General features: G+C 72.2%; 20 protein-coding genes and 2 pseudogenes. 7 read left to right on the top strand and 15 right to left on the bottom strand.

The annotated features are described in order from the left end of the window. Nucleotides 1-187 precede the first annotated feature (187 nt). Nucleotides 188-820: an SCO3374 family protein gene (locus N8I84_RS22740; protein ID WP_263231235.1), complete on the top strand. Its 633-nt coding sequence runs from the start codon at nucleotides 188-190 to the stop codon at nucleotides 818-820. On the opposite strand, the gene N8I84_RS22735 is transcribed toward N8I84_RS22740, so the two are convergent. The 10 genes and pseudogenes from N8I84_RS22735 to N8I84_RS22690 form a co-directional block, all read right to left on the bottom strand. Continuing rightward, nucleotides 799-1,137 carry a histone-like nucleoid-structuring protein Lsr2 gene (locus tag N8I84_RS22735; RefSeq protein WP_263231234.1) on the bottom strand — a complete coding sequence of 113 codons (339 nt, stop codon included), beginning with the start codon at nucleotides 1,135-1,137 and terminating at the stop codon, nucleotides 799-801. The two genes, N8I84_RS22740 and N8I84_RS22735, sit on opposite strands and share 22 nt — an antisense overlap. Nucleotides 1,138-1,389: 252 nt before the next feature. After that, entirely contained in the window at nucleotides 1,390-1,923 is a 534-nt protein-coding gene (locus tag N8I84_RS22730) for an amino-acid N-acetyltransferase (protein WP_200422411.1), read from the bottom strand. A 9-nt stretch (nucleotides 1,924-1,932) separates the two neighbouring features. Beyond that, nucleotides 1,933-2,361, bottom strand: a complete 429-nt coding sequence (locus N8I84_RS22725; protein ID WP_390899048.1) for a BlaI/MecI/CopY family transcriptional regulator — start codon at nucleotides 2,359-2,361, stop codon at nucleotides 1,933-1,935. Nucleotides 2,362-2,566: 205 nt separating this feature from the next. Continuing rightward, a complete protein-coding gene (locus tag N8I84_RS22720) occupies nucleotides 2,567-2,746 on the bottom strand; it encodes a hypothetical protein (protein WP_263231232.1) in 180 nt (59 codons plus the stop codon). Between the two features lie 92 nt (nucleotides 2,747-2,838). Next, a pseudogene (locus N8I84_RS22715) lies at nucleotides 2,839-3,560 on the bottom strand (hypothetical protein). A 196-nt stretch (nucleotides 3,561-3,756) separates the two neighbouring features. Beyond that, entirely contained in the window at nucleotides 3,757-4,560 is an 804-nt protein-coding gene (locus N8I84_RS22710) for a type III pantothenate kinase (RefSeq protein WP_263231230.1), read from the bottom strand. A gap of 10 nt (nucleotides 4,561-4,570) precedes the next feature. Beyond that, nucleotides 4,571-5,548, bottom strand: coding sequence for a carboxylating nicotinate-nucleotide diphosphorylase (gene nadC, locus N8I84_RS22705; protein WP_263234859.1), 978 nt, complete (start codon nucleotides 5,546-5,548; stop codon nucleotides 4,571-4,573). 5 nt (nucleotides 5,549-5,553) lie between these two features. Beyond that, entirely contained in the window at nucleotides 5,554-7,269 is a 1,716-nt protein-coding gene (locus N8I84_RS22700; protein WP_263231228.1) for an L-aspartate oxidase, read from the bottom strand. Further along, the gene (gene panC / locus N8I84_RS22695) at nucleotides 7,266-8,306 is read right to left on the bottom strand and encodes a pantoate--beta-alanine ligase (RefSeq protein WP_263231227.1); all 1,041 of its coding nucleotides are present in this window, start codon (nucleotides 8,304-8,306) and stop codon (nucleotides 7,266-7,268) included. The genes N8I84_RS22700 and panC overlap by 4 nt, the downstream gene beginning before the upstream one ends. Then, nucleotides 8,303-9,235 (bottom strand): Rossmann-like and DUF2520 domain-containing protein, encoded by a 933-nt coding sequence (locus tag N8I84_RS22690; protein ID WP_263231226.1) that lies wholly within the window; start codon nucleotides 9,233-9,235, stop codon nucleotides 8,303-8,305. The genes panC and N8I84_RS22690 overlap by 4 nt, the downstream gene beginning before the upstream one ends. 196 nt (nucleotides 9,236-9,431) lie before the next feature. Between N8I84_RS22690 and N8I84_RS22685 the strand changes: the two genes are divergently transcribed. Together N8I84_RS22685 and N8I84_RS22680 are read left to right on the top strand one after the other, a co-directional pair. Beyond that, nucleotides 9,432-10,652 carry a threonine aldolase family protein gene (locus N8I84_RS22685; protein WP_263231225.1) on the top strand — a complete coding sequence of 407 codons (1,221 nt, stop codon included), beginning with the start codon at nucleotides 9,432-9,434 and terminating at the stop codon, nucleotides 10,650-10,652. 54 nt (nucleotides 10,653-10,706) lie between these two features. Further along, the gene (locus N8I84_RS22680) at nucleotides 10,707-11,813 is read left to right on the top strand and encodes a DUF5937 family protein (protein ID WP_263231224.1); all 1,107 of its coding nucleotides are present in this window, start codon (nucleotides 10,707-10,709) and stop codon (nucleotides 11,811-11,813) included. A 33-nt stretch (nucleotides 11,814-11,846) separates the two neighbouring features. Here the strand turns inward: N8I84_RS22680 and N8I84_RS22675 are convergent, their stop codons facing one another. Next, complete coding sequence (locus N8I84_RS22675) at nucleotides 11,847-12,518, bottom strand: response regulator transcription factor (protein WP_200422403.1); 672 nt, start codon at nucleotides 12,516-12,518, stop codon at nucleotides 11,847-11,849. A 50-nt stretch (nucleotides 12,519-12,568) separates the two neighbouring features. Then, the gene (locus N8I84_RS22670; protein ID WP_263231223.1) at nucleotides 12,569-13,774 is read right to left on the bottom strand and encodes a sensor histidine kinase; all 1,206 of its coding nucleotides are present in this window, start codon (nucleotides 13,772-13,774) and stop codon (nucleotides 12,569-12,571) included. A gap of 142 nt (nucleotides 13,775-13,916) precedes the next feature. Between N8I84_RS22670 and N8I84_RS22665 the strand changes: the two genes are divergently transcribed. Next, nucleotides 13,917-14,921, top strand: a complete 1,005-nt coding sequence (locus tag N8I84_RS22665) for an SAM-dependent methyltransferase (RefSeq protein WP_263231222.1) — start codon at nucleotides 13,917-13,919, stop codon at nucleotides 14,919-14,921. Nucleotides 14,922-15,052: 131 nt separating this feature from the next. On the opposite strand, the gene N8I84_RS22660 is transcribed toward N8I84_RS22665, so the two are convergent. After that, nucleotides 15,053-16,204, bottom strand: a complete 1,152-nt coding sequence (locus N8I84_RS22660) for an NADH-quinone oxidoreductase subunit D (RefSeq protein WP_263231221.1) — start codon at nucleotides 16,202-16,204, stop codon at nucleotides 15,053-15,055. Nucleotides 16,205-16,235: 31 nt separating this feature from the next. Between N8I84_RS22660 and N8I84_RS22655 the strand changes: the two genes are divergently transcribed. Both N8I84_RS22655 and N8I84_RS22650 read left to right on the top strand, forming a co-directional pair. Beyond that, the gene (locus tag N8I84_RS22655) at nucleotides 16,236-16,727 is read left to right on the top strand and encodes a PH domain-containing protein (RefSeq protein ID WP_263231220.1); all 492 of its coding nucleotides are present in this window, start codon (nucleotides 16,236-16,238) and stop codon (nucleotides 16,725-16,727) included. Beyond that, a pseudogene (locus N8I84_RS22650) lies at nucleotides 16,724-18,054 on the top strand (PH domain-containing protein). The gene N8I84_RS22655 and the pseudogene N8I84_RS22650 overlap by 4 nt, the downstream one beginning before the upstream one ends. 106 nt (nucleotides 18,055-18,160) lie before the next feature. Here N8I84_RS22650 and N8I84_RS22645 read toward each other — a convergent pair. Together N8I84_RS22645 and N8I84_RS22640 are read right to left on the bottom strand one after the other, a co-directional pair. Continuing rightward, nucleotides 18,161-19,342 carry an ICP22 family protein gene (locus tag N8I84_RS22645; RefSeq protein WP_263231219.1) on the bottom strand — a complete coding sequence of 394 codons (1,182 nt, stop codon included), beginning with the start codon at nucleotides 19,340-19,342 and terminating at the stop codon, nucleotides 18,161-18,163. Between the two features lie 360 nt (nucleotides 19,343-19,702). Next, a complete protein-coding gene (locus N8I84_RS22640; protein ID WP_263231218.1) occupies nucleotides 19,703-20,833 on the bottom strand; it encodes an alpha/beta hydrolase-fold protein in 1,131 nt (376 codons plus the stop codon). A 210-nt stretch (nucleotides 20,834-21,043) separates the two neighbouring features. On the opposite strand from N8I84_RS22640, the gene N8I84_RS22635 reads away from it, so the two are divergent. After that, complete coding sequence (locus tag N8I84_RS22635; protein WP_263231217.1) at nucleotides 21,044-22,882, top strand: phosphatidylglycerol lysyltransferase domain-containing protein; 1,839 nt, start codon at nucleotides 21,044-21,046, stop codon at nucleotides 22,880-22,882. Nucleotides 22,883-23,065 lie beyond the last annotated feature (183 nt).

Raw genomic sequence — 23,065 nt, 5'->3', positions numbered from 1 at the left:
CCCCCTCCCACTAGGGATGTCTTACCCGCCGACACCGACACTCCATGCCGCGCGCACCGTTTCCCTCCGCTACGGGCGAACATCCTTGCGCCGCCGAACGCCCCCGTACGCCCCTTTTCTCGGCACTCGGCGCAATCGATCGGCCACCCAGCGTAACCCGACGCCGGCTCGGGCGGTTGCTCCGTACATGGTCCACACGGTCCTCCCGGTGCCGCCTCCACGAAGGCCACTCGATCGCGGCACGAGCGCCGCGGTGCGTCAGTGGTACGAGCATGAGCTGGGCTGGGCAACGGCGCCCGGAGAGCCGCTTCGGTTGGTCACCGGGGTGCGTTTCGACGTGCTGGAGGCGCCCGCGGAGGCCGGTTTCGCCGCGCTGAGGCATCTGGGGCCCGCGTCGCCGGTCGCGTTGTGCGCCGGGCGGATGCGGCTGCTGGTGGCGGCGGGCAGCGCGGAGGAGCTGCCGGGGCTGCTCGACTGGCTGGAGTGGGGGGCGCTGGCCCTGGACCTCACGGTCACCGGCGCGGGCGGGCGGACGGAGGCGCCGCTGCCGCCGGGATGGGCCCCCGCTTCGGTGCCGGATCCGGCCGGCACCCCGGGATCCCGGGCGCTTCCCCTGGACCGGGCCGTTTCACAGGGGGCCGCCGTCTGGCTGCGGCCCCCCGAGCCGGGGTGCGAGGTCGAACAGGTGCTGCCGACGCTGTCGGCCGTGGGGGGCGGTGGGGGCGCCCCCGATCTGGTACGGCTGGTCGACACGGTGGCGACACAGTGCCACCGGGTCCGGCTGCGGCGCGCGTGCGCTCAGCCCATCGCCTTCTCGTAGGCCTCGCGGATGGTCGCCGGAACACGGCCACGGTCGTTGACCTCGTAACCGTTCTCCTTCGCCCAGGCGCGGATCTGCGCGGTGTCCTGGCTGCCACCGGAAGCGGCCGCACGGGCCTTTCCACGCCCACCCGAAGCACGGCCTCCGGTACGACGGCCGCCCTTCACGTACGGCTCGAGAAGGCCGCGCAGCTTGTCCGCGTTGGCGGTCGTGAGATCGATCTCGTACGTCTTGCCGTCCAGTGCGAACGTGACGGTCTCGTCAGCCTCGCCACCGTCGAGGTCGTCGACAAGAAGGACCTGAACCTTCTGTGCCACCGGATTTCCTTTCATCGATAACTTCAGGGCCGAGGGTCTGCGGCCGGTGCCGCCCGTTTCGCGTCCCCTGTTATATGCAGTACTGCAGTACGTCGGAAAGCAAACCGCTTTTGCCGGAAAAACACAAACCCCCCGGGAGAGACTGACGGACGGCCGGGAGACCGGAAACATGCGCGTTTCGGACATAGGGAACCTGGGCAACGTCTTCAGGCTGAAGCGCGGGCTGAATAGTCCCCTGGGATCGCCCGGCGATCACAGATGCAGAAGCATCCGGCTGTTGCCCAAGGTGTTCGGTTTCACTCGTTCGAGACCGAGGAACTCCGCCACGCCCTCGTCATAGGAACGCAACAGCTCGGCGTAGACATCCTGGTCGACGGGCGTCTCGCCGATCTCCACGAAGCCGTGCTTCCCGAAGAAGTCGACTTCGAAGGTGAGACAGAAAACGCGGCGAACACCGAGCCACCTCGCGGTCTGCAGCAACTTCTCCAGCAACTGGTGGCCCACGCCCAGGCCCCTGGCCTCCGGCATCACCGCGAGAGTGCGGACTTCCGCCAGGTCCTCCCACATGACGTGCAAGGCGCCGCAGCCCACGACCTCGCCGTTGTCGTCGCGTTCCGCGACCCAGAACTCCTGGATGTCCTCGTAAAGCGTGACGGTCGCTTTGTCGAGCAGGATGCCGCGGCGGACGTAGGAGTCGAGGAGGCGGCGCACCGCCGGGACATCGCTCGTCCTGGCCCGTCGGACAGTGATGGCTTTTGTGGTGGCTTCGGGGCGCTTCGCTGGCATGAGCGGACGCTATCGCCCCATGTCGCCCTCCGCCGAGGCGGGGTTGTTCTCCTCGGGCGTCCCGGCCGGGTTCTCGGGGCCCGTTTCGGCACTCGGGGGCTCCGGGGTGCTCTCCGGGCCCTGCACGATGCGCATCGCGTCACGGAGTGCCTGTCTCTGTTCGTCGCTCATCATCCCGAAGAAGGCGACAAGCGCGGCGGCCGGGTTGTCGCTCTGCGACCAGGCGTCGTTCATCAGGGCGGCCGCGTAGGCGGCGCGGGTGGAGACCGCCTCATATCGATAGGCCCGGCCTTCCGCTTCCCGGCGGACCCAGCCCTTCTGATGGAGATTGTCCAAAACGGTCATCACCGTGGTGTAGGCGATGGACCGTTCCTGCTGAAGGTCTTCCAGGACTTCTCGAACGGTCACCGGGCGGTTCCACTTCCACACCCGCGTCATGACCGCGTCTTCGAGTTCTCCCAATGGGCGAGGCACGCTTAGCACAATAGTGGGAGAAGTCACCAATGGCTTGCGGGACGTGCACTTACGCGACAAACCACAGCAAAAAGGGCGTACGACTCCTAAACGCACTCAGGGCATGAGTCGTACGCCCGGTGGCACGGGGTGCCGCCCGGAAGGCCCGAGGGCCGCAAAAAAAGGGGGATCAGGCGTCGGCGTCCCCGGACTTCTGGGGAGCGCTTTCCGCGTGCGCGAGGGCCGCGTCGACGGCGGCGTCCTCCTTGGCCTTGTTGGCGCCGCCCTGGGTCTTCACGATCACCCGGATGAGCCCGATGAAGAACACGGCCATGACGACCGGGGGCACGAGCGCGGAGACGTAGTCCATGCGTCAAGAGTAGCCAGGGGTGTCCGAAGGATCCCGGTCGGGTGGGCGTCACCGGATTGCGCCCGATCCGGGGCCTGTCGGTTCGACCGGCCCTAGCCGGCCGCGAGCTGCCCGTGGGACTGGGCCGGGGGGCTCGGCTTCCGCTTCGGCGGGAAGACCTCGCCGGGGGTCGGGATCGGGCGGCGCGACGGGCGCGGGGCCTGCGGCTCACGGCGGGGAGCGGGCTTCTCCGGCTTGCGCTCGGGCTTCCGCTCGGGTTTGCGGGTCGGCTCCTCCGGCCGCTCCTCCTCGCTCGCACGGCCGCCGGGAAGCGCCGTCAGACGCGCCCGGCAGACGGGGGCCGCGGCCCTGCGGGCAGTGAGGTGCGCGCGTCCCCGGGCCCGGCCGGTGCCGAAGTCCTCGCACCGGGCGTGCGTCGCGACGGGTCGAACGTCGCCTGTTGGGGCACCAGGGCCCGGCAGCGGTCGAGCAGGGCGGCGGCCAGCGGGGTGCCGCGCAGGGCGCGCAGCGCGGCGAGGTCGTCCGGGGCAGGGCGGTAGCCGGCGCGCAGAGCGTCCTGGAGGAGCGTGAGATAGCCGCCTGCGGCGCCCGGGAGGGCGGCGCGGTAGCGGGCGAGGTCGGCCAGCAGGAAGGCCCTCAGGCGGTCCCCCTCGCGCACCGCCGCGTCGACGGACTCGGCGAGGCGGAGGCAGTCCTGGACGTCCTCGGCGGAAGCGGTGCGGGGGTTCAGGGCCAGGGCGAGGGCGCGGCGGAGCACGCGCAGCTCCTCCGCGCCGAAGGCCAGGGCGCCTCGGGATCCGTGTGGCGTGGGCATGCGGGGACGCTACCGCTAATCGGACAAAACGGATCTCTCCGGGTGCCGTGTCGCTATGGGGTTCCCCCAGGTGGGGGCGCGGGTGCGCCTGCCCGCCGTCGAACTGTTCGTCCGTCGGCGGGTGCTGCCTCGTGGCTCGTCGCGCCGACGCGGCGCAGCCGCACATCGACACAGCCCCGCGCCCCTGGAGGGGCGCTCAGCCCCCCATACGGGAAACGTTCCGTTCGTAGACCAACCGCAGGCCGATCAGTGTCAGCCATGGTTCGTGTTCGTCGATCACCGCCGACTCGCCCAGGACCATGGGAGCAAGGCCGCCCGTCGCGATGACCGTGACGTCGTCCGGGTCGTCCGCCAGTTCTCTGGCCATGCGGGTGACCACGCCGTCCACCTGGCCCGCGAAGCCGTAGACGATGCCCGCCTGCATCGCCTCGACCGTGTTCTTGCCGATCACCGCGCGCGGCCGGGCCAGTTCGATCTTGCGGAGCTGGGCGCCGCGCACTCCCAGGGCCTCGACGGAGATCTCGATGCCGGGGGCGATGACGCCGCCCGCGTACTCGCCGCGCGCCGAGACCGCGTCGAACGTCGTCGCCGTGCCGAAGTCCACCACGATCGCCGGGCCCCCGTAGAGCTCGACCGCCGCGACCGCGTTGATGATGCGGTCCGCGCCGACCTCCTTGGGGTTGTCCATCAGGATCGGCACGCCGGTCTTGATGCCGGGTTCGACCAGGACGGCGGGGACGTCGCCGTAGTAGCGGCGGGTGACCTCGCGCAGTTCGTGCAGGACGGACGGGACCGTCGAGCAGATCGCGATGCCGTCGATGCCCTCGCCCAGGTCCTCGCCGAGGAGCGGGTGCATGCCCATCAGGCCCTGGAGGAGGACCGCCAGCTCGTCGGCCGTGCGGCGGCCGTCTGTGGAGATGCGCCAGTGCTCCACGATGTCCTCGCCGTCGAACAGGCCGAGGACGGTGTGCGTGTTGCCTACGTCGATGGTCAGCAGCATGGGGCTCTACCTACTCCGCCGCTCGCAGGTCCAGGCCGATGTCCAGGATCGGGGAGGAGTGCGTGAGCGCGCCGACCGCCAGGAAGTCGACGCCCGTGTCCGCGTACGCCTTGGCGTTCCCCAGGGTCAGGCGGCCCGAGGCCTCCAGCAGGGCGCGGCCCTTGACGATCGCCACCGCCTCCTCGCACTCGGTGGGCGTGAAGTTGTCCAGGAGGATCAGGTCCGCGCCCGCGTCGACGACCTCGCGCAGCTGGTGCAGGGTGTCGACCTCGACCTCGATCGGCACGTCCGGGAACATCTCACGGACCGCCTGGAAGGCCTGGGCCACGCCTCCGGCCGCGACGACGTGGTTGTCCTTCACCAGGGCCGCGTCCGAGAGGGACATGCGGTGGTTGACGCCACCGCCGCAGCGGACCGCGAACTTCTCCAGGGAGCGCAGCCCCGGCGTCGTCTTGCGGGTGTCCCGTACGCGCGTCTTGGTGCCCTCCAGGGCGTCCGCCCACGCGCGCGTGGCCGTCGCGATGCCGGACAGGCGGCACAGGATGTTCAGCGCGCTGCGCTCGGCGGTGAGCAGGTCCCGGGTGCGGGTGGTGACGGTCAGCAGCTTCTGGCCGGCCTCCACCCGGTCACCGTCGTCCACGTGGCGCTCGACCTCGAACTCGTCGGTGCACACCACGGAGATGACGGCCTCGGCGACCCTGAGGCCCGCCACGACGCCCGCCTCGCGCGCGGTGAAGTCGCCGGTGGCGACCGCGTCCTCGGGGATCGTCGCGACCGTCGTCACGTCCACGCCGTGGTCCAGGTCCTCCTGGATGGCGACGTTGGCGATGTCCTCGACCTCCACCGGGTCGAGACCGGCGTCGGCCAGGAGCTGGGCGAGCGCGGGGTCGAGCCCGCACTCCAGGTATTCCTCGTCGCCGTCCGCGCCGCAGGCGCAGCCGTCGCCGCAGCCGCCGTTGGAGGCGAGAGGGAGGTCGGGGGTACTCACTTCGGTCACTGCTCCTGAGGACGCTGGAAGGTCGGGGGGAAGTCTGCGGTGTCCGTGGTGTGCACGGCCAGCGATCTGTCGGGATTCAGCCGTACGACGATGTGGCGGCGCCAGCTCGCGTCGTCGCGGTCGGCCCGGTCCTCGCGCCAGTGGCAGCCGCGGGTCTCCTCGCGCAGGAGGGCGGCGGCCACCAGGACGCGGGCCACGCACAGGAGGTTGGTGGCCTCCCAGGTGTCGACGCCGGGCTCGGCCGTCTTGCCGTTCTCGTGGAGGGCGTCGCGGGCCTCGGTGTGCAGCCGCTGGAGCTGGTCGGCGGCCTTGGCCAGGGATTCGGCGGAGCGCAGCACGCCCGCGCCCTCCGTCATGATCCGCTGGATCGCGAAGCGGGCCTCGGGGCCGAGCAGCGGGTGCGCCGGCTTCTCCGAGTACGGGACCGGCTCCGGCACGCGCGCGTGGAGGCCGTTCTCCGTCTGGTCCCGGGCGATGTCGGCGGCGATGCGCTCGGCGTAGACCAGGCCCTCCAGGAGGGAGTTGGAGGCGAGCCGGTTGGCGCCGTGGACGCCCGTGCAGGCGACCTCGCCGCACGCGTACAGGCCCGGCACGGTGGTCCGGCCGTGGGAGTCGGTGCGCACGCCCCCGGAGGCGTAGTGCGCCGCCGGGGCGACCGGGACGGGCTCGGTGACCGGATCGATGCCGTTGGCGCGGCAGGCGGCCAGGATCGTCGGGAAGCGGTGCTCCCACATGTCGGCGCCGAAGTGGCGGGCGTCGAGGAACATGTGCTCGGCGTCCTGCTCCTGCATCCGGCGCGTGATGCCCTTGGCGACGATGTCCCGGGGCGCGAGCTCCGCCAGCTCGTGCTGACCGACCATGAAGCGCACCCCGTCGGCGTCCACCAGGTGGGCGCCCTCGCCGCGGACCGCCTCGGAGACGAGGGGCTGCTGCCCCTCCGCGTCCGGGCCGAGGAACAGCACGGTCGGGTGGAACTGCACGAACTCCAGGTCGCTGACCTCGGCGCCCGCGCGCAGGGCGAGCGCCACGCCGTCGCCGGTGGACACCGAGGGGTTGGTGGTCGCGGAGAAGACCTGGCCCATGCCGCCGGTGGCGAGGACCACGGCGGGCGCGTGCACGGCGCCCACGCCGTCGTGCTGGCCCTCGCCCATGACGTGCAGGGTCACGCCCGCGGTACGGCCGTCGGCGTCCGTGAGCAGGTCCAGGACCAGCGCGTTCTCGATCGTGCGCAGCCCACGCGCGCGTACCGCCTCCACCAGCGCCCGGGAGATCTCGGCGCCGGTCGCGTCGCCGCCCGCGTGCGCGATGCGGCGGCGGTGGTGCCCGCCCTCGCGGGTGAGCTCGATCCCGCCCTCGTCGTCGGTGTCGAAGTGCGCGCCGGTGGAGATCAGCCGCCGTACGGCGTCGGGACCCTCGGTGACGAGGATGCGGACGGCCTCCTCGTCGCACAGGCCCGCGCCCGCGACCAGGGTGTCGTCCAGGTGCTGCTCGGGGCTGTCGCCCTCGCCGAGGGCCGCCGCGATGCCGCCCTGCGCCCAGCGGGTGGAGCCGTCGTCGAGGCGCGCCTTGGTGACGACGACCGTGTTCAGGCCGGCGGCGTCGCAGCGAAGCGCCGCGGTGAGGCCGGCCACGCCGGAACCCACCACCACGACGTCGGCGGGGATGGACCAGCCCGGGGCGGGCGCGTGCAGTCGTATGCCTGTGCCGGTCACGAGGCGGCTCCGTGAGGGTCGACGGGTTCGGGTGCTCCGAAGGAGAGCGGGATGTTGTCGATCAGCCGGGTCGTCCCGACCCGGGCGGCGACGGCGAGGACCGCCTCGCCGGTGAAGCCGTCGGGGACGTCGGTGAAGTCCGACGGGTCGACCAGTGCCAGGTAGTCCAGCACCAGGGGCGGGTCCAGCTGGGCGGCCTCGTCCAGGACGAGCTTCGCGGCGGCGCGGACGGCGGCGGGACCGCCGGGCGCGGCCTTGGCGACGGCGTGCGCGTCGGCGGCGGCACGCGACTCGCCTATGGCGCTCAGGGCCTCGGCACGCGCGTGCGTGGCGGGCACCTCCAGGGCACGCGCGCGCAGCGCCTCCTGGGCGGCGTGCCGGTCGCGGCCCGCGAACAGGGCGCGGGACAGGGCGAGCGCGGTGTGCCGCTCCTGGGGCGAGAGGTACCGGTTGCGGCTGGACAGGGCCAGCCCGTCCTCCTCGCGCACGGTGGGCACGCCGACGATCTCCACGCCGAAGTTCAGGTCCCGCACCATCCGGCGGATCAGGGCGAGCTGCTGGGCGTCCTTCTGCCCGTACAGGGCCACGTCGGGGCGTGTGAGGTGGAGCAGCTTGGCGACGACGGTGAGCATGCCGTCGAAGTGGCCCGGGCGGGAGGCACCTTCCAGGCGCTGCCCCATGGGCCCCGCGGAGATCCGCACCTGGGGCTCGCCGCCCGGGTACACCTCGTCCACGGAGGGGGCGAACACCACGTCCGCGCCGGACTGCTCGGCGATCTTCAGGTCGGCGTCCAGGGTGCGCGGGTAGCGGTCGAGGTCCTCGCCCGCGCCGAACTGGAGCGGGTTGACGAAGACGGTGACGATCACGAGACCCTTGCTGCCGACGTGCTTGCGCGCCGCCCGGATCAGGGTGGCGTGGCCCTCGTGCAGAGCACCCATGGTCATCACGACGGCGGTGCGTCCCGGCACCCCGTAGCGGTCCTGGACGTACCGCAGGTCGTCCACCGTGGGGGCGAGTTCGAAGGGGCGGCGGCTCATCGGTCTTCCCCGTTCTCGGGCAGGTCGGTGCCGTCGGCGAGGACCCCGAGCAGGTCCTCGGCCAGCTCCGGCTTCAGCAGTCCGTGGGCCAGGGCCCGGTCGGCGGTGGCGCGGGCCATCGCCAGGTAGCCGGCGACGGTCTGGGGGGCGTGCCTGCGCAGCTCGGAGACGTGCGCGGCGACCGTGCCCGCGTCTCCGCGCGCGACGGGGCCGGTGAGCGCCGCGTCGCCGGAGCGCAGCGCGTTGTCCAGGGCGGCGCCGAGCAGCGGGCCGAGCATGCGGTCGGGGGCCCCGACGCCCGCCGCGCGCAGCAGCTCCATGGACTGGGCGACCAGGGTGACCAGGTGGTTGGCGCCGAGAGCGAGGGCCGCGTGGTAAAGCGGGCGCATCTCCTCGGCGACCCACTCGGGCTCACCGCCCATCTCGATCACCAGGGCCTCGGCGGCCAGCCGCAGCTCCGCCGGCGCGGTCACCCCGAAGGAGCATCCGGCCAGGCGCTGGACGTCCACGGGCGTGCCGGTGAAGGTCATAGCGGGGTGCAGGGCGAGCGGCAGGGCCCCGGCGCGCAGGGCGGGGTCGAGCACGCGCGTGCCGTACCGCCCGGAGGTGTGCACGAGCAGCTGGCCCGGACGTACGGCCCCCGTCTCGGCGAGGCCCTCCACGAGGCCCGGCAGGGTGTCGTCCGGGACGGTCAGCAGGACCAGTTCGGCGCGCTCCATCACCTCGGAGGGCGGCACCAGCGGCACGTCCGGGAGCATCTGCTCGGCGCGCCGTCTGGAGGCGTCCGAAACCCCGGAGACGGCGACCGGGCGGTGCCCGGCGAGCTGGAGCGACGCGGCGAGCGCGGGACCGACCCGGCCGGCTCCGACCACGCCCACGGTGAGCCGCGCGGGGCGGTCCTTGGGGTCTGGCTGCTGGACTGTACTCACTCGACGGAAGCCTTCCCGTTCCAGTCCGCTCTGGGTACCGGACGATTTCTCGTCATGTTAACGCGATTGGGGGGCGAGGCGGCCGGTTGTCCACAGGCTGTGGGTTCCCGCAGGTGGTGGCCGGTGTGGAAATCGGGGTGCCGCAGGGGCGGGCGCACGGGATGATCCCGGGATGAGGACGAGGGCGGAGGGGGACATGGCGCGAACGGCTGAGCAGGTCGCCGGAGAGCCGGCTCGGGAGGGCGGGGAAGACCCGGCGGAATCACCCGAGGAGCTGCGGCGCCTGCTGCGGGAACGCCGGATCGCCGCCTACCGGGGCGCGGAGCGCGTGCTGGCGCGCCCGGGGTTCCTGGGGACGCTGCGGGAGCGGCTGGCGCTGCTCGACGGCGCGGAGGGCCTGCACGACCTGGACCAGGCCGGGGACATGTACGGCACCGGGATCGTCGAGGCGCTGGAGGAGAAGGTCGCCGGGTTGCTGGGCAAGGAGGCCGCCGCCTTCTTCCCGACCGGGACCATGGCCCAGCAGGTGGCGCTGCGCTGCTGGGCCGGCCGCACCGGCGACCGGACGGTGGCCCTGCATGCGCTCGCCCACCCCGAGGTGCACGAGCGGAAGGCGTTCAGTGAGGTCAGCGGGTTGCGCCCGGTGCGCGTGACGAGCGAGCCCCGGCTGCCGACCGCCGAGGAGGTGCGCGACTTCGAGGAGCCCTTCGGGGCGCTGATGCTCGAACTGCCCCTCAGGGACGCCGGTTTCGTCCTGCCCTCCTTCGAGGAGCTCACCAAGCTCGTCGAGGCGGCGCACGAGCGCGACGCGGTGGTGCACTTCGACGGCGCGCGCCTGTGGGAGACCACGGTCCACTTCGACCGTCCGCTGGAGGAGATCGCGGGCCTCGCGGACAGCGTCTACGTGTCGTTCTACAAATCTCTCGACGGGTACGGCGGCGCAGCGCTCGCGGGCCCCAGGGCCCTCGTCGACGAGGCCAGGACCTGGCGGCACCGCTACGGAGGCGCGGTCTTCCAACAGTTCCCGACGGTGCTGTCGGCCCTGGCGGGACTGGAGCGGGAACTGCCCCGGCTGCCGGAGTACGTGCGCCACGCGCGCGTGGTGGCCGCCGCGCTGCGCGAGGGTTTCGCGGCGGCGGGACTGCCGTGGGCGCGGGTGCACCCCGACCCGCCGCACACCCACGAGTTCCAGGTCTGGTTGCCGTACGACGCGGACGTCCTCGCTCAGGCCGCCGTCCGCCAAGGCGAGGAGACGGGGACGCTCCTGTTCGCCAACCCGTGGGACCGCGGCGGTCCGGGCCTGGCCTTCACCGAGGTCTACGTACGCGCCGCCGCCCTGGAGTGGACGGCGGACGACGTGAAGAAGGCGGCGGTGGAGTTCGTGGAGCGGCTGCCGGGAGTCAACGGGTCCGTTTGACGGCCTCCGTCAAACGAGGGCGGCTCTGTCAGTGGCGGGGTGCACCATGAGGCCATGAGCGTGGACATCGACATCAGCGGGCTGCGGCCGGAGAGGGTTTCCGTCGTGCCCTCTCCCCTGGCCGAGCTCAGCATGGCGCTGCACGCACTGGCCGAGCCGGGGCACCATCCGGGCCTTCAGGGATGGGTGACGGGCGTGACCGCCCGGCTCGACTCGCACCTGGCCGACCGGATGTGCGAGGCCGACTTCCTGTGGCGGACCACGTTCTCGGACCTGTTCCTGCCCTACGCGGGCATCCCGGGCCGCGCGGCCCTCCCCGGTGCCACCCTCGCCGAGGACATGGACCTGCTGGACAAGCTCAGCGACGAGCAGTTCGTGGACGCGGCCCTGGAGTTCACCTGCGCCACGTGCTACAGCACGCCCGGCCCGACGGCGCTCTCGGACGCCGGGGTACGGGGGCGCGCCCTGGAACGGGCCGCCGCGCGAGGACCTCGCCAACTGCGCTTCACGGAGCGGCTGCTGGCCGACCCGCCGCGCACTCGGGCCTGGCTCCGGCAGTTCCTCCAGGACTGCGACGAGGCGTTCTTCTCCGACGCCTGGTCCCGGCTGCGCCACCAGCTTGCCGCGGACGCCCGCCACAAGACGGACCTGCTGCGGCGCAAGGGTCTGGCGGAGGCGCTGGCGGCCGTGTCGCCCGCCGTGACGCTGGACGGGACGAAGGGCCGGATCGTCGTGGACAAGCTCGGTGAGGGCCGCACCGCCACTGGGGACGGCGGCCTGCTGCTCGTCCCGACGAGCCTCGGCTGGCCGCACCTGATGGTCCTTCACCGCCACGGCTGGCAGCCGGTGCTGCACTACCCGGTCGCGTCCCCCGAGCTGTCGGCGCCGCCCTCGCTGGAGCAGCTGACCCTGCGGATGACCGCCCTGTCCCACCCGGTGAGGATGCGCATCTGCCGCCATCTGGCCCGCAGCGCGTACACGACGAGCGAGCTGGCGCAGGCGCACGGGATGACCGCCCCCGAGATATCCCGGCACCTGGGCGTCCTGAAGAAGGCCGGTCTGATCACCACCCGTCGCCGCGGCCGGTACGTCCTGCACCAGATGGACGTCACGGCGGTGGCCCGGCTCGGCAGCGACTTCCTGGAGGGCATCCTGAGGTAGGCGCACACCGGCCCGAGCCGGCCGCAGCGGTGGTCAGCCGTGCCCGCCCGCCCGGACGAGCCCCGTCTCGTAGGCGAGGACGACCACCTGCACCCGGTCCCTGAGCCCCAGCTTGGTCAGGATGCGGCCCACATGGGTCTTCACGGTCGCCTCGGACAGCACCAGCCGGGCCGCGATCTCGCCGTTGGACAAACCCTGGGCCACCAGCACCATGACCTCGCGCTCGCGGTCGGTGAGCCGGTCCAGCTCCTTGTGCCGGGGCTCGGTGCTGCCGCCCGGCAGCATCGGTGCGAACCGGTCGAGCAGGCGACGGGTCGTGGACGGCGCGACCACCGCGTCGCCGCTGTGCACGGCGCGGATGGCGGCGAGCAGTTCGCCGGGCGGCACGTCCTTCAGCATGAAGCCGGAGGCGCCCGCCTTCAGCCCCGAGAACGCGTACTCGTCGAGGTCGAACGTGGTGAGGATCAGCACCTTGGGCGGGTTCGGGTCCGCGCAGATGCGGCGGGTCGCCTCCACGCCGTCCAGCTTCGGCATGCGCACGTCCATCAGCACCACGTCGACCTCGGTCGAACGCAGCACCTGAAGGGCCTCCACGCCGTCACCCGCCTCCGCGACGACCTCCATGTCCGGCTGGGCGTCCAGCACCATCCGGAACCCGGTGCGCAGCAGCACCTGGTCGTCGACGAGCATCACGCGGATCGGCATGGCAAGGGTCCTCCGGTCGGGTGGTCGGGCGGGCTGGGGCGGGCACGTAATCAGTGGGCCGGTTTCAGCGGAAGCAGGGCACTGATGCGGAAGCCTCCTCCTGGGCGAGGGCCGGCGTCCAGGGTTCCGCCGACCATGCCGACGCGCTCCCGCATGCCGATCAGACCGTGGCCGTGGCCGTCGAGGCCGCCCTCCTCGTAGAGCTCGTGCGGGGCGCCCTTGCCGTCGTCCTCGACGAGCAGTCCGAGGCCGTCGTCGAAGTACACCAGGCGCACGCTGGCGCCCGCGCCCGGCCCCCCGTGCTTGCGGGTGTTGGTGAGCGCCTCCTGCACGATGCGGTACGCGGTGAGCTCCACGCCGCTGGGCAGCGGGCGCGGAGTGCCCTCCACCTTGAAGTCGACGGGCAGGCCCGCGCTGCGGCACTGCTCGACCAGCTCGTCGATCTGTTCGACGTCGGGCTGCGGGACGTACTCGCCCTCCTCCTTGTGCTCGCCGGTGCGCAGCACGCCGAGCAGACGGCGCATCTCGGCGAGCGCCTGACGGCCGGTGGTGGAGATCGTCTCCAGGGCCTTCTTCGCCTGGTCGGGGGCGCTGTCGAGGACGTAGGCGGCGCCGTCGGCCTGCACCACCATCACCGAGACGTTGTGCGCGACCACGTCGTGCAGCTCACGGGCGATACGGGCGCGCTCGGCGGCGACCGCGACCTTGGCCTGCGCCTCGCGCTCCTTCTCCAGCCGGGCGGCACGCTCCTCCAGCTGGGCGAAGTAGGCGCGCCGGGTGCGCAGGGAGTCGCCGAGGACCCAGGCGAGCGCGAAGGGCACGGTCTGGAAGGCGGCTATCGCGATGTTGCCGAGGGCACCGGAGTGGTGTTCCGGCCAGCGGATCGCGGCCAGGGTGCCCGCGCTCAGGCCGGCGATCAGGCCGACGCGGGAGGCCCAGCGGGCGCCCAGAGCGGCGACCGTGTAGATGATCACCAGCATGGCGAAGTCGGCGATCATCGACTGCTCGTCCAGGACCAGCTGGGCCAGGCCCATGCCGGCGGCGACGATCAGCATCTTCTCGGGCATACGGCGGCGCAGCGCGACGACGAGGCAGAGCACGGCGGAGACGGCGAGCCCGACCGGGAGCGATCCGTGGTGGTCCGGCGCCCCGTTGAGGTTCGTCAGACTCACGCAGGAGAGCCCGAACAGGACGACGGCCCAGAAACTGTCGACCCAGGTGGGATGCCTGCGGAGGAAGTCATAGAGGCGCTGCACGTAACCCAGAGTAGGGAAACACGCAGGGTGCGGGGGTCAACCGGAGGACCGATCCGTGACGGACACACGTACTCCGCAAGGTGGATACCTGCCGGCACCCCACGGTCGGAGAGGCACCCGGGTCAGGCCCTAGCCTGACCCCGTGGGACAGCGGCTGAGCGGTGAGTGGCGGGGATGGCGGGCGGCGGCCGAGGAGGCGCTGTACGGGGCGGACGGGTTCTACCGGCGGCCCGAGGGGCCCGCCGCGCACTTCCGCACGTCCGTGCACGCATCGCCGCTGTTCGCCGCGGCCGTGGCCCGGCTGCTGTGCCTGCTCGACGAGGCGCTGGGGCGGCCGGCCGAGCTGACCTTCGTGGACATGGCAGCGGGGCGGGGCGAACTGGTCGCCGGGGTCCTGGACGCGCTGCCCGGGGACGTGGCCGCCCGCACGCGCGCGTGCGCCGTGGAGGTCGCCGGCAGGCCCCCGAACCTGGATCCCGGGATCGAGTGGCTGGCCGAGCCACCGGAGAAGATCACCGGGCTGCTGTTCGCGAACGAGTGGCTGGACAACGTGCCGGTCGAGGTCGCGGAGGCGGACGCCGACGGTGTGCCCCGGCTTGTCCTGGTCCGGCGGGACGGGACGGAGCGGCTCGGGGAGCCGGTCACGGGAACGGATGCCGCGTGGCTGGAGCGTTGGTGGCCGCTGTCCGCCGAAGGCGCAAGGGCCGAGATCGGCGCGCCCCGGGACAGCGCGTGGGCCGCCGCGGTCGCCACCGTCGAGCGCGGGCTGGCCGTCGCCGTCGACTACGCGCACCGCGCGGAAGCCCGGCCGCCGTTCGGGACGCTCACCGGGTTCCGCGCGGGCCGGGAGTGCGCTCCCGTGCCGGACGGCTCCTGCGACATCACGGCGCATGTGGCCCTGGACGCGTGTGCTCTTCCGGGGGCACGCCTGCTGACCCAGCGCGACGCCCTGCGAGCCCTCGGGATCACCGGCGCACGCCCCCCGCTCACCCTCGCCTCCACGGACCCCACCGCGTACGTACGCGCCCTCGCGCACGCCGGAGCCGCCGCCGAACTCACCGCGCCCGGCGGCCTCGGCGACTTCGGCTGGCTGCTCCAGCCCGTGGGCGTCCCGGAAGCAGCCCTGGCAGGACTCGAAGGCTCGTAGGCGGCGAAGGCTCGTAGGCCGCGAAGGCTCGTAGGCCGCGGAGGCTCAAAGGGCTCGACGACCACAGGGCTCGACGGCCGGAAGGGATCGAACGGCCAGAAGGGCTCGACGGCCTCGAACGGCTGGGGAAGCTACTTGTCGATGTCCCCGACCACGAAGAACATCGACCCCAGGATCGCCACCATGTCCGCGACCAGCGTGCCCGGCAGCAGCTCGGTCAGCGCCTGGATGTTGTTGTACGAGGCCGAGCGGAGCTTGAGCCGGTACGGAGTCTTGTCGCCCTTGCTGACCAGGTAGTAGCCGTTGATGCCGAGCGGGTTCTCGGTCCAGGCGTAGGTGTGGCCCTCGGGTGCCTTGAGCACCTTGGGCAGGCGCTGGTTGACCGGCCCGGGCGGCAGCTCGGCCAGCCGGTCCAGGCACGCGTCGGCCAGGTCCAGCGCGTTGTGCGTCTGCTCCAGCAGGCACTCGAAGCGGGCCAGGCAGTCGCCCTCCTGCCGGGTGACGACCCCGAGGGTGTCCTGGAGTTCCCCGTAGGCCAGGTACGGCTCGTCCCGGCGCAGGTCGAAGTCCACACCGGACGCGCGCGCGATCGGCCCGCTGACGCCGTACGCGTGCACGGTCTCCGGCGTGAGGACGCCCACGCCCCGGGTGCGCCCCCGGAAGATCTCGTTGCCGAGCACCAGGTCGTCGAACCGGTCCATACGGGAGCGCACGTCACGGACGGCGGTACGCGCGCGTGCGGTCCATCCGGCCGGAAGGTCCTCCTTGAGCCCGCCGACCCGGTTGAACATGTAGTGCATGCGGCCGCCGGAGATCTCCTCCATGACGTTCTGCAGCTCCTCGCGCTCCTGGAACGCGTAGAACACCGGCGTGATGCCGCCCAGCTCCAGCGGATAGGAGCCGAGGAACATCAGGTGGTTCAGGACCCGGTTCAGCTCCCCGAGCAGCGTGCGCATCCAGACGGCGCGCTCGGGCACCTCCATGCCGAGCATCCGCTCGACGGCGAGGACCACGCCCAGCTCGTTGGAGAAGGCGGAGAGCCAGTCGTGGCGGTTGGCCAGCATGATGATCTGGCGGTAGTCGCGCGCCTCGAACAGCTTCTCCGCACCGCGGTGCATATAGCCGATGACCGGCTCCGCGTGCCTGATCCGCTCGCCGTCCAGCACCAGCTTCAGCCGCAGCACACCGTGCGTGGACGGGTGCTGGGGCCCGATGTTGAGCACCATGTCGGTGCTCTCCGCGGCGCCGCCGATCCCGACCATGGTCTCCGTCGTAGGAGTCATGGACCCAGTCTCTCGTACGTACGCTTGCGCCATGGAAACGGGGACGGTGAAGGCGGGCGGGGAACCCCTCTGGACGGGTCTGCCGCCGGGGCTGCTGAGGATGCGGCGGATGCTGCTGGTGGTGTGGCTGGGGCTGGGGGCCGTCGTGGTGGCGCTGCTGCCGGGGCTGCTGGCCGGGCCCGTGTGGGCGCTGTTCGCACTGCTGCCGCTGGCCGGGCTCGCCTGGGGCTGGGTGCTGCTCGGCCGCAACTGGCGCTCCTGGCGGTACGCCGAGCGCGCCGACGACCTGCTGATCAGCCGGGGCGTGCTGTGGCGGGAGGAGACCGTGGTGCCGTACGGCCGCATGCAGCTCGTGGAGGTGACCTCCGGTCCCGTCGAACGGCACTTCGGGCTGGCGAGCGTCCAGCTGCACACGGCCGCCGCCGCGACCGACGCCAGGATCCCGGGGCTGCATCCGGCCGAGGCGGAGCGGCTGCGGGACCGGCTGACCGAGCTGGGCGAGGCCCGATCGGCGGGGCTGTGAGCGACAGCGGAGGACAGTCCTGCATACCGGAGGGGCCGGGGGCGGCGGAGCGGCGGCTGCATCCGGTGACCCCGCTGCGGCGCGCCTGGGCGCCGGTCGCCGTGGTCGTCGGCTGGGCCGTGCACGACCCGAACCAGGCCCAGGAGCAGCTGGCGAAGCTGACGGCGACCGCGCTCCTCATCGGGCTCGCGGTCCTGGTGCCGGCCGCCGCCCTGTACGGCTTCCTCAGCTGGTGGTTCACGCACTTCTCGGTGACGGACACCGAACTGCGCATCCGCACGGGCCTGCTCTTCCGCCGTACCGCGCACATCCGTCTGGACCGGCTGCAGGCCGTCGACGTCAGCCAGCCGATGCTGGCCCGCCTCGCAGGTGTCGCCAAGCTGAAGCTGGACGTCATCGGCACCCACAAGAAGGACGAACTGGCCTATCTCGGCCAGGGGGAGGCGCGGGCGCTGCGGGCCGAGCTCCTCGCCCGCGCGGCCGGCTTCGCCCCGAGACGGCGCACGAGGTCGGCGAGGCGCCGGTACGGCGGCTGCTGCACGTGCCGCCGGGCGACCTGGCCGTCTCGCTCCTCCTCATCGGCGCCACCTGGGGCTCGCTGCTCGGCTCCTTGGTCGTGCCGACGCTGGTGTGGCTCGGCACGCACAGCGTGGGGGCGGTGCTGGCCGCCGGGGTGCCGTTGATCGGCGGCGCGGCCACCAGGTCGGCGGGGCGTTTCGTGCGCGCGTACGACTGGACGGTGGGCGAGTCGCCGGACGGGCTCCGTATCGACCACGGGCTGCTGGACCGGTCGCACGAGACGGTGCCGCCGGGGCGCGTGCAGGGCGTACGGATCGTGGAGCCGCTGCTGTGGCGGAGGCGCGATTGGGTCCGGGTCGAACTGGACGTCGCGGGCTCGTCCAACTCGGTGCTGGTGCCGGTCGCCCCGCGCGCGGCCGCCGAGTCGGTGATCGCCCGGGTGCTGCCCGGGGTGACGGTGCCGACGTCCCTGTCCCGGCCGCCGCGGCGCGCGGCCCGGTGCCTGCCGGTGTGGTGGCGCGGCCAGGGGCTGGCCGTCACCGAGACGGTGTTCGCCGCCCGGCACGGCCTGGTGCGCCGCACCCTGTCCCTCGTCCCGCACGCCAAGGTGCAGAGCGCACGGCTGACGCAGGGGCCGTGGCAGCGGCTGTGGCGGGCCGCCGACGTGCACCTGGACACCGGCGCGAACAAGACGGTCACGGCGCGCCTCAGGGACTCCGAGGAGGCGGCGGCGCTGCTCTACGCGCAGGGGGACCGGTCGCGCACGGGGCGGCGGGACGCGCGGCCGGACCGGTGGATGGCCTCGTAGGCGGCAGCGTAGGCGGCAGCGCCACCACGTGCCGAGGGACGACGCGACGACGTGAGGGGCGGCGGCACCTGGCGTGCCGCCGCCCCTCATCCACGTCCTGGCGGGTTCAGGAGGCCGCGGTCCGCAGCCCCTGCACGTCGATCCGCTCGGTCTCGTCGTGCGCCGTCAGGTCGATGACCTGTCCGACGGCGCGCGCCTCGGGGTCCGCGGACTTGAAGCCGGACTCGGACTCCGCCTTGTGCACCGCGAGCGCCTCCTGGCCGACGACGTCCGCGAGGTCCTCGTTCTGCACGGACTCCAGGCTCTGCCGCGACTTGGTGCCGAAGAAGTCGAACCCGCCCTCGACGGCCGGGCGCGGACGCGGGGCCGACGGTACGACGGCCACGGCGGTCGGCACCGTGAAGTGGCCGGTGGTGTGTGCGGGCTTGGCGGCGGGGGGCTGCGGCTGCTGTTCCGTCGAGGCGGCCGGGTGCTCCTGCTCGGCGGCCGACTCGCCCTCGCTCTCCGTCTCGGTCCCGGTGCCGGCCTCGGGGGCCTCCGGGGCGTCGGAGGCGTCGGGGTCGGCGGAGGCGCGCTCGCCGCCGTCGTCGTCCGGGCCGTCCTTCGTCGGGGAGTCCTTCCCGCTCGCCGCCCCGGACTCGGCGTCCGGCTCTCCGGCCACGCCCGCGGCACCGCCCCGGGCAAGCCGTGCCAGCGCCTCGTTGGCCGCGGCGAAGAGCGCCGGTCCCTCCGGGGAGAACGCCCGGGGCGCGGACGACGACGGCCCGGCGTCCCCGTCCGGCTCGGTGGCGGGCGCCTCAGCGACCGGCGCGGACAGCTCGGGGGAAGAGGGCGCTGCCTCGATCGCCAGCCGGCGGCGGCCCTCCAGGGCGCTCGCGCGCTCCGTCTCCGCTGTGGCGTACCGCCGCAGCAGGGCGGCGTGTTCGTTGCGGAGATTGGCCAGTTCCGTGCGCTTGGCGCGGAGCCTCTGCTCCAGTTTGGCGCGCAGTTCGCGCGACTCCTCCAGGTCGGTCTCCAGCTCGGCGACGCGCTCCTCGTGACGCCATTCGTCGCTCGCCCGCGCGCGCGTGAGGTCGGCGACGCGTTTGCCCGCGGCCAGATCCCAGCGGCGCATGACGACCGAGCCCAGGATCGTCGTGACCGCGGCACCCGCGGCCAGCCCACGGAGCACCAGCGGCTCCGTGAACAACCAGGGCCCCACGGCGCAGACGACCGAGACGCCTGCGATCACCGAAGGAGGCAACAGCCTGTGCAAGGGTGGGGAATGACGGTGACGTCCACGTGGCATGGCCAGAAACTTACCGCGCGTAGGCGAATGATGGTGCCACACCCGGTAAAAATGCGGCCACACCGCAACGTTCCCACAGCCCCACGACATCGGAATGGGAACAACACCCTCCCGAATCCGGGAGATTCCCTTCGACGCGGAAACACCGTCGGCGCCCGACGGGGGCATGGGACGCCCCGCCGGGCCGTTTGGGCACTCCGCGGGCCCCTTCCGGAGTCGCCGGGACAGATCTTCAAGATCGTTTATCGCGCGGCCGGAAGCTCGTTACCGTGGCCCGGCTCCCCTCCCGAAAGGGAACCGGGAGCCGGCCGTCTCCGGATTGGCGGCGAATTCTTGTGGAGATACCACCCATTCACCCGCTCAGCGGTCGCTGAGCCGCCCGCTCAGCCACTGCAGCGAACCCGGGATCTCCCGCAGCCACGTGTTGAAGTTGTGGCCGCCGCTGTCGAGGATGAGCGACGAGATGCGGGTCACCTTGTTGGCCCGCACCTGCTGGATGAACTTGAGCGTGGCCTTGTAGTGGAACTCGCCGTGCTTGCTGCTCGTGACGAGCAGTGAGGTGTTGGGCGCCGGCATGTGCTTGAGGTACCACATCAGGTCGGCGCGGTTCTGCAGATCCTTGTTCCCGTGGAAGAGGTCGCCCGTGGTCGGGTCGATCGGCGCCTTGAAGTACGGCGACAGACCCACCGCGGCGGCATAGACGTCCGGGTGGTGCATCGCGAACTTCAGCGCGCAGTAGCCGCCCGTGGAGTCGCCGATGATGCCCCAGCCGGCGGGCCTGACGCCCACCCTCTTGTAGTGGGACTTGATCGAGTCGGGGAGGTCCTTCGCGAAGAAGGTCTCGACCTGCGGCCCACCCGGAATGTCCACGCACTCCGTGTCCCGCGGCGGTACCACGGTCGGGCGCAGCATCACCAGGATCATCGGCTGCATCTTGCCGCTCTTGGAAAGGTCGTGCGCCGTCTGCGGATACTTCAGCCCCTTGATGAGCGCCTCCGCCGTACCCGGGTAGCCGGTGAGGACGACGCCCACCGGGAACGACCGCGTGCGGAACTGCGGCTGGAAGTACTCCGGCGGCAGGTAGACGTACGCCGGCGTGGCGATATGGGTCTTGGCGCCGAATATGGTGATTCTCTGGATCTGTCCGCCGATCTGCGGCTGTCCGCCGCCCGCCACGTTCACGGTCTGGGTGCCGACCACCTGGACGGCTCCGCCGCTCGCTCCCGTGGCGCCGTTGTCGACGACCACACCCTGTCCCGTGTCCTGGCCGAACAGATCGGACCAGCTGGCGTAGAAGCCGAAGGACTGGTTGGCGAAGAGCCCGAGGGACGCGAAGATCGACAACTGGGTGGCGAACAGCAGACCGACCCGTCCACTGACGGCCTGCCAGTTCCTTCGTGCCAGACGTGGCCAGTACCACACCGTGCCGAAGAACAGCAGCACGGCGAACACGATCGCCAGCGCCAGCACCTTGTTGCTCGTGAGACCCATGGGCTCTTTCCTGCCTGCGCTTTCCATACGGCCGCGGGGCCCGCCCCCGCGGTTTCGCCGGCCCTTGCCCCGGACTTTCCGTCGGCTTTGAACCAGCTTTGTGATGGGGAGTGAACCTCTCTCCCCGAGACACCGTCCTAGAGGGCGCAATGTCGCCGGATGCCCCGATCGGCACCGGGCTCAAGGTCTCTCGCAGAACTACGGGATGCGATGTCTGTCAGGATAGATGGGGAAAAGTCGGATGAGGTTCCGGAGCGATCACGTGTGGTGCGGCGCATACTCCGCGGCCCGCGTCCGGAGGCCGTCCCCACGCTGATCGCCAGGGCCTGCACCCTCGTGGGAGTCCTGGACATCGCCGCGGGCGTGTTCCCGCGCTTCCGGCACAGCCGTATGCACCGCATGGCCGAGGTGCTGCCCGGCTCGTTCGGACCCTTCGCCGCGGCCCTGTCCCTGAGCGCGGGCGTCCTGCTGCTGCTCCTGGCCCACGGGCTGCGCCGGCGCAAACGCCGGGCGTGGCGCGCCGCGGTACTGCTCCTTCCGGCGGGCGCCGTGTCGGAGTACGTCTACCGCCACTCGCTCGTCGGCGTGCTCATCGCGGTGGCGCTGCTGGTGCCGCTGCTGCGCCACCGAGGCGAGTTCGCGGCCCTGCCCGACCCGCGCAGTCGCTGGCGCGCACTGGCCAACTTCATCCTCATGGGCGCCGGTTCCGTGGGTCTGGGCCTGGTCATCGTCAGCGTCCACTCGCACCGCATGGTCGGCGACCCGAGCCTGTCCGACCGCCTCGAGCACGTCCTGTACGGCCTGTTCGGCTTCGAGGGCCCGGTCGACTACACCGGCAACACCTCCTGGACGGTGGGCTTCTCGCTCGGCGCGCTCGGTCTCATCACCGCGATCACCACGATCTACCTGGCCTTCCGGCCCGAACACCCGGCCGCCCAGCTCACCGAGGAGGACGAGGAACGGCTGCGCGCCCTGCTGGACAAGCACGGGAGTCGTGACTCCCTCGGCCACTTCGCACTCCGCCGCGACAAGGCGGTCGTCTTCTCACCGAGCGGCAAGGCGGCGGTGACGTACCGCGTCGTGTCGGGCGTGATGCTGGCGAGCGGCGACCCGATCGGCGACGTGGAGGCCTGGCCGGGCGCCATCGAGCGGTTCATGGACGAGGCCAGGGCTCACTCCTGGACGCCCGCGGTCGTGGGCTGCTCGGAGACGGGCGGCGAGGTGTGGACCCGCGAGACCGGCCTGGACGCCCTCGAACTGGGTGACGAGGCGGTGGTGGACGTCAAGGATTTCTCCCTCTCCGGGCGTGCGATGCGCAACGTGCGCCAGATGGTGAAGCGCATCGAGCGCGCCGGTTACGAGACCCGGGTACGGCGCATCCGTGACCTCGGCGAGGGCGAGTTGGAGCGCATACGACGGGCGGCCGAGGACTGGCGCGGTACGGACACCGAGCGCGGTTTCTCCATGGCGCTCGGCCGTGTCGGGGACCCGGCTGACGGTGACTGCCTGATCGCGACGGCCCACAAGGCCGACGCCGAGGCGGGACCGTACGGCGACCTCAAGGCCGTCCTGCACTTCGTCCCCTGGGGCACGGACGGGGCCTCCCTGGACCTGATGCGCCGTGACCGCTCGGCCGACCCGGGCATGAACGAACTGCTGATCGTGGCCGCGCTGCAGGCCGCCCCGAAGTTCGGCATCGAGCACGTCTCGCTGAACTTCGCGATGTTCCGCTCGGCGCTGGCCCGCGGCGAGAAGATCGGTGCGGGGCCCGTGCTGCGGGCGTGGCGGGGGCTGCTGGTCTTCCTTTCCCGGTGGTTCCAGATCGAGTCCCTGTACAAGTTCAACGCCAAGTTCCAGCCTCGCTGGGAGCCGCGCTTCATGGTGTACGCCTCCACCCGCGACCTGCCGCGCATCGGCTTCGCGGTCATGCAGGCCGAGGGCTTCGTGAACCTGGCCCTCCCCCGCGTCCTGCGCCGCACGTCCCGGGCCCCGCGCCCGTGCGCGCACGGCGTGGCGGAACGCGGGGTACGGACCCCCAGCCGCGCCTGACAAGCCCCAACAGGCCCGGTGGGGGCCCCGATCCCCGGGGCCTCACCGGGCCGTCCCCGGAGCCCGGCCGCAGCCGGTCCACCGTGGCGGACACCCGTCCCTGGAGGCGGGTGCGGGTGCTCGGCCTGTCTTTGCCACGCCCCTGACGCCGAGCTGATCCGAAAGACAGGCCCCGGGGGCCTA

This window comes from Streptomyces cynarae, assembly GCF_025642135.1.
Classification (GTDB): Bacteria; Actinomycetota; Actinomycetes; order Streptomycetales; family Streptomycetaceae; genus Streptomyces; species Streptomyces cynarae.
This window is presented reverse-complemented; position numbering and strand designations above follow the sequence as displayed.

Bases quoted from the DNA above. Each gene is read 5' to 3' on its own strand.
- N8I84_RS22655 (WP_263231220.1), top strand. From the start codon at position 16,236: ATGGAAACGGGGACGGTGAAGGCGGGCGGGGAACCCCTCTGGACGGGT.
- N8I84_RS22660 (WP_263231221.1), bottom strand. From the start codon at position 16,204: ATGACTCCTACGACGGAGACCATGGTCGGGATCGGCGGCGCCGCGGAG.
- N8I84_RS22730 (WP_200422411.1), bottom strand. From the start codon at position 1,923: ATGCCAGCGAAGCGCCCCGAAGCCACCACAAAAGCCATCACTGTCCGA.
- N8I84_RS22680 (WP_263231224.1), top strand. From the start codon at position 10,707: ATGAGCGTGGACATCGACATCAGCGGGCTGCGGCCGGAGAGGGTTTCC.
- N8I84_RS22725 (WP_390899048.1), bottom strand. From the start codon at position 2,361: ATGACGCGGGTGTGGAAGTGGAACCGCCCGGTGACCGTTCGAGAAGTC.
- N8I84_RS22640 (WP_263231218.1), bottom strand. From the start codon at position 20,833: ATGGGTCTCACGAGCAACAAGGTGCTGGCGCTGGCGATCGTGTTCGCC.
- N8I84_RS22635 (WP_263231217.1), top strand. From the start codon at position 21,044: ATGTCTGTCAGGATAGATGGGGAAAAGTCGGATGAGGTTCCGGAGCGA.
- N8I84_RS22685 (WP_263231225.1), top strand. From the start codon at position 9,432: ATGGCGCGAACGGCTGAGCAGGTCGCCGGAGAGCCGGCTCGGGAGGGC.
- N8I84_RS22740 (WP_263231235.1), top strand. From the start codon at position 188: ATGGTCCACACGGTCCTCCCGGTGCCGCCTCCACGAAGGCCACTCGAT.
- N8I84_RS22675 (WP_200422403.1), bottom strand. From the start codon at position 12,518: ATGCCGATCCGCGTGATGCTCGTCGACGACCAGGTGCTGCTGCGCACC.
- N8I84_RS22645 (WP_263231219.1), bottom strand. From the start codon at position 19,342: ATGCCACGTGGACGTCACCGTCATTCCCCACCCTTGCACAGGCTGTTG.
- panC (WP_263231227.1), bottom strand. From the start codon at position 8,306: ATGAGCCGCCGCCCCTTCGAACTCGCCCCCACGGTGGACGACCTGCGG.
- N8I84_RS22710 (WP_263231230.1), bottom strand. From the start codon at position 4,560: ATGCTGCTGACCATCGACGTAGGCAACACGCACACCGTCCTCGGCCTG.
- N8I84_RS22720 (WP_263231232.1), bottom strand. From the start codon at position 2,746: ATGGACTACGTCTCCGCGCTCGTGCCCCCGGTCGTCATGGCCGTGTTC.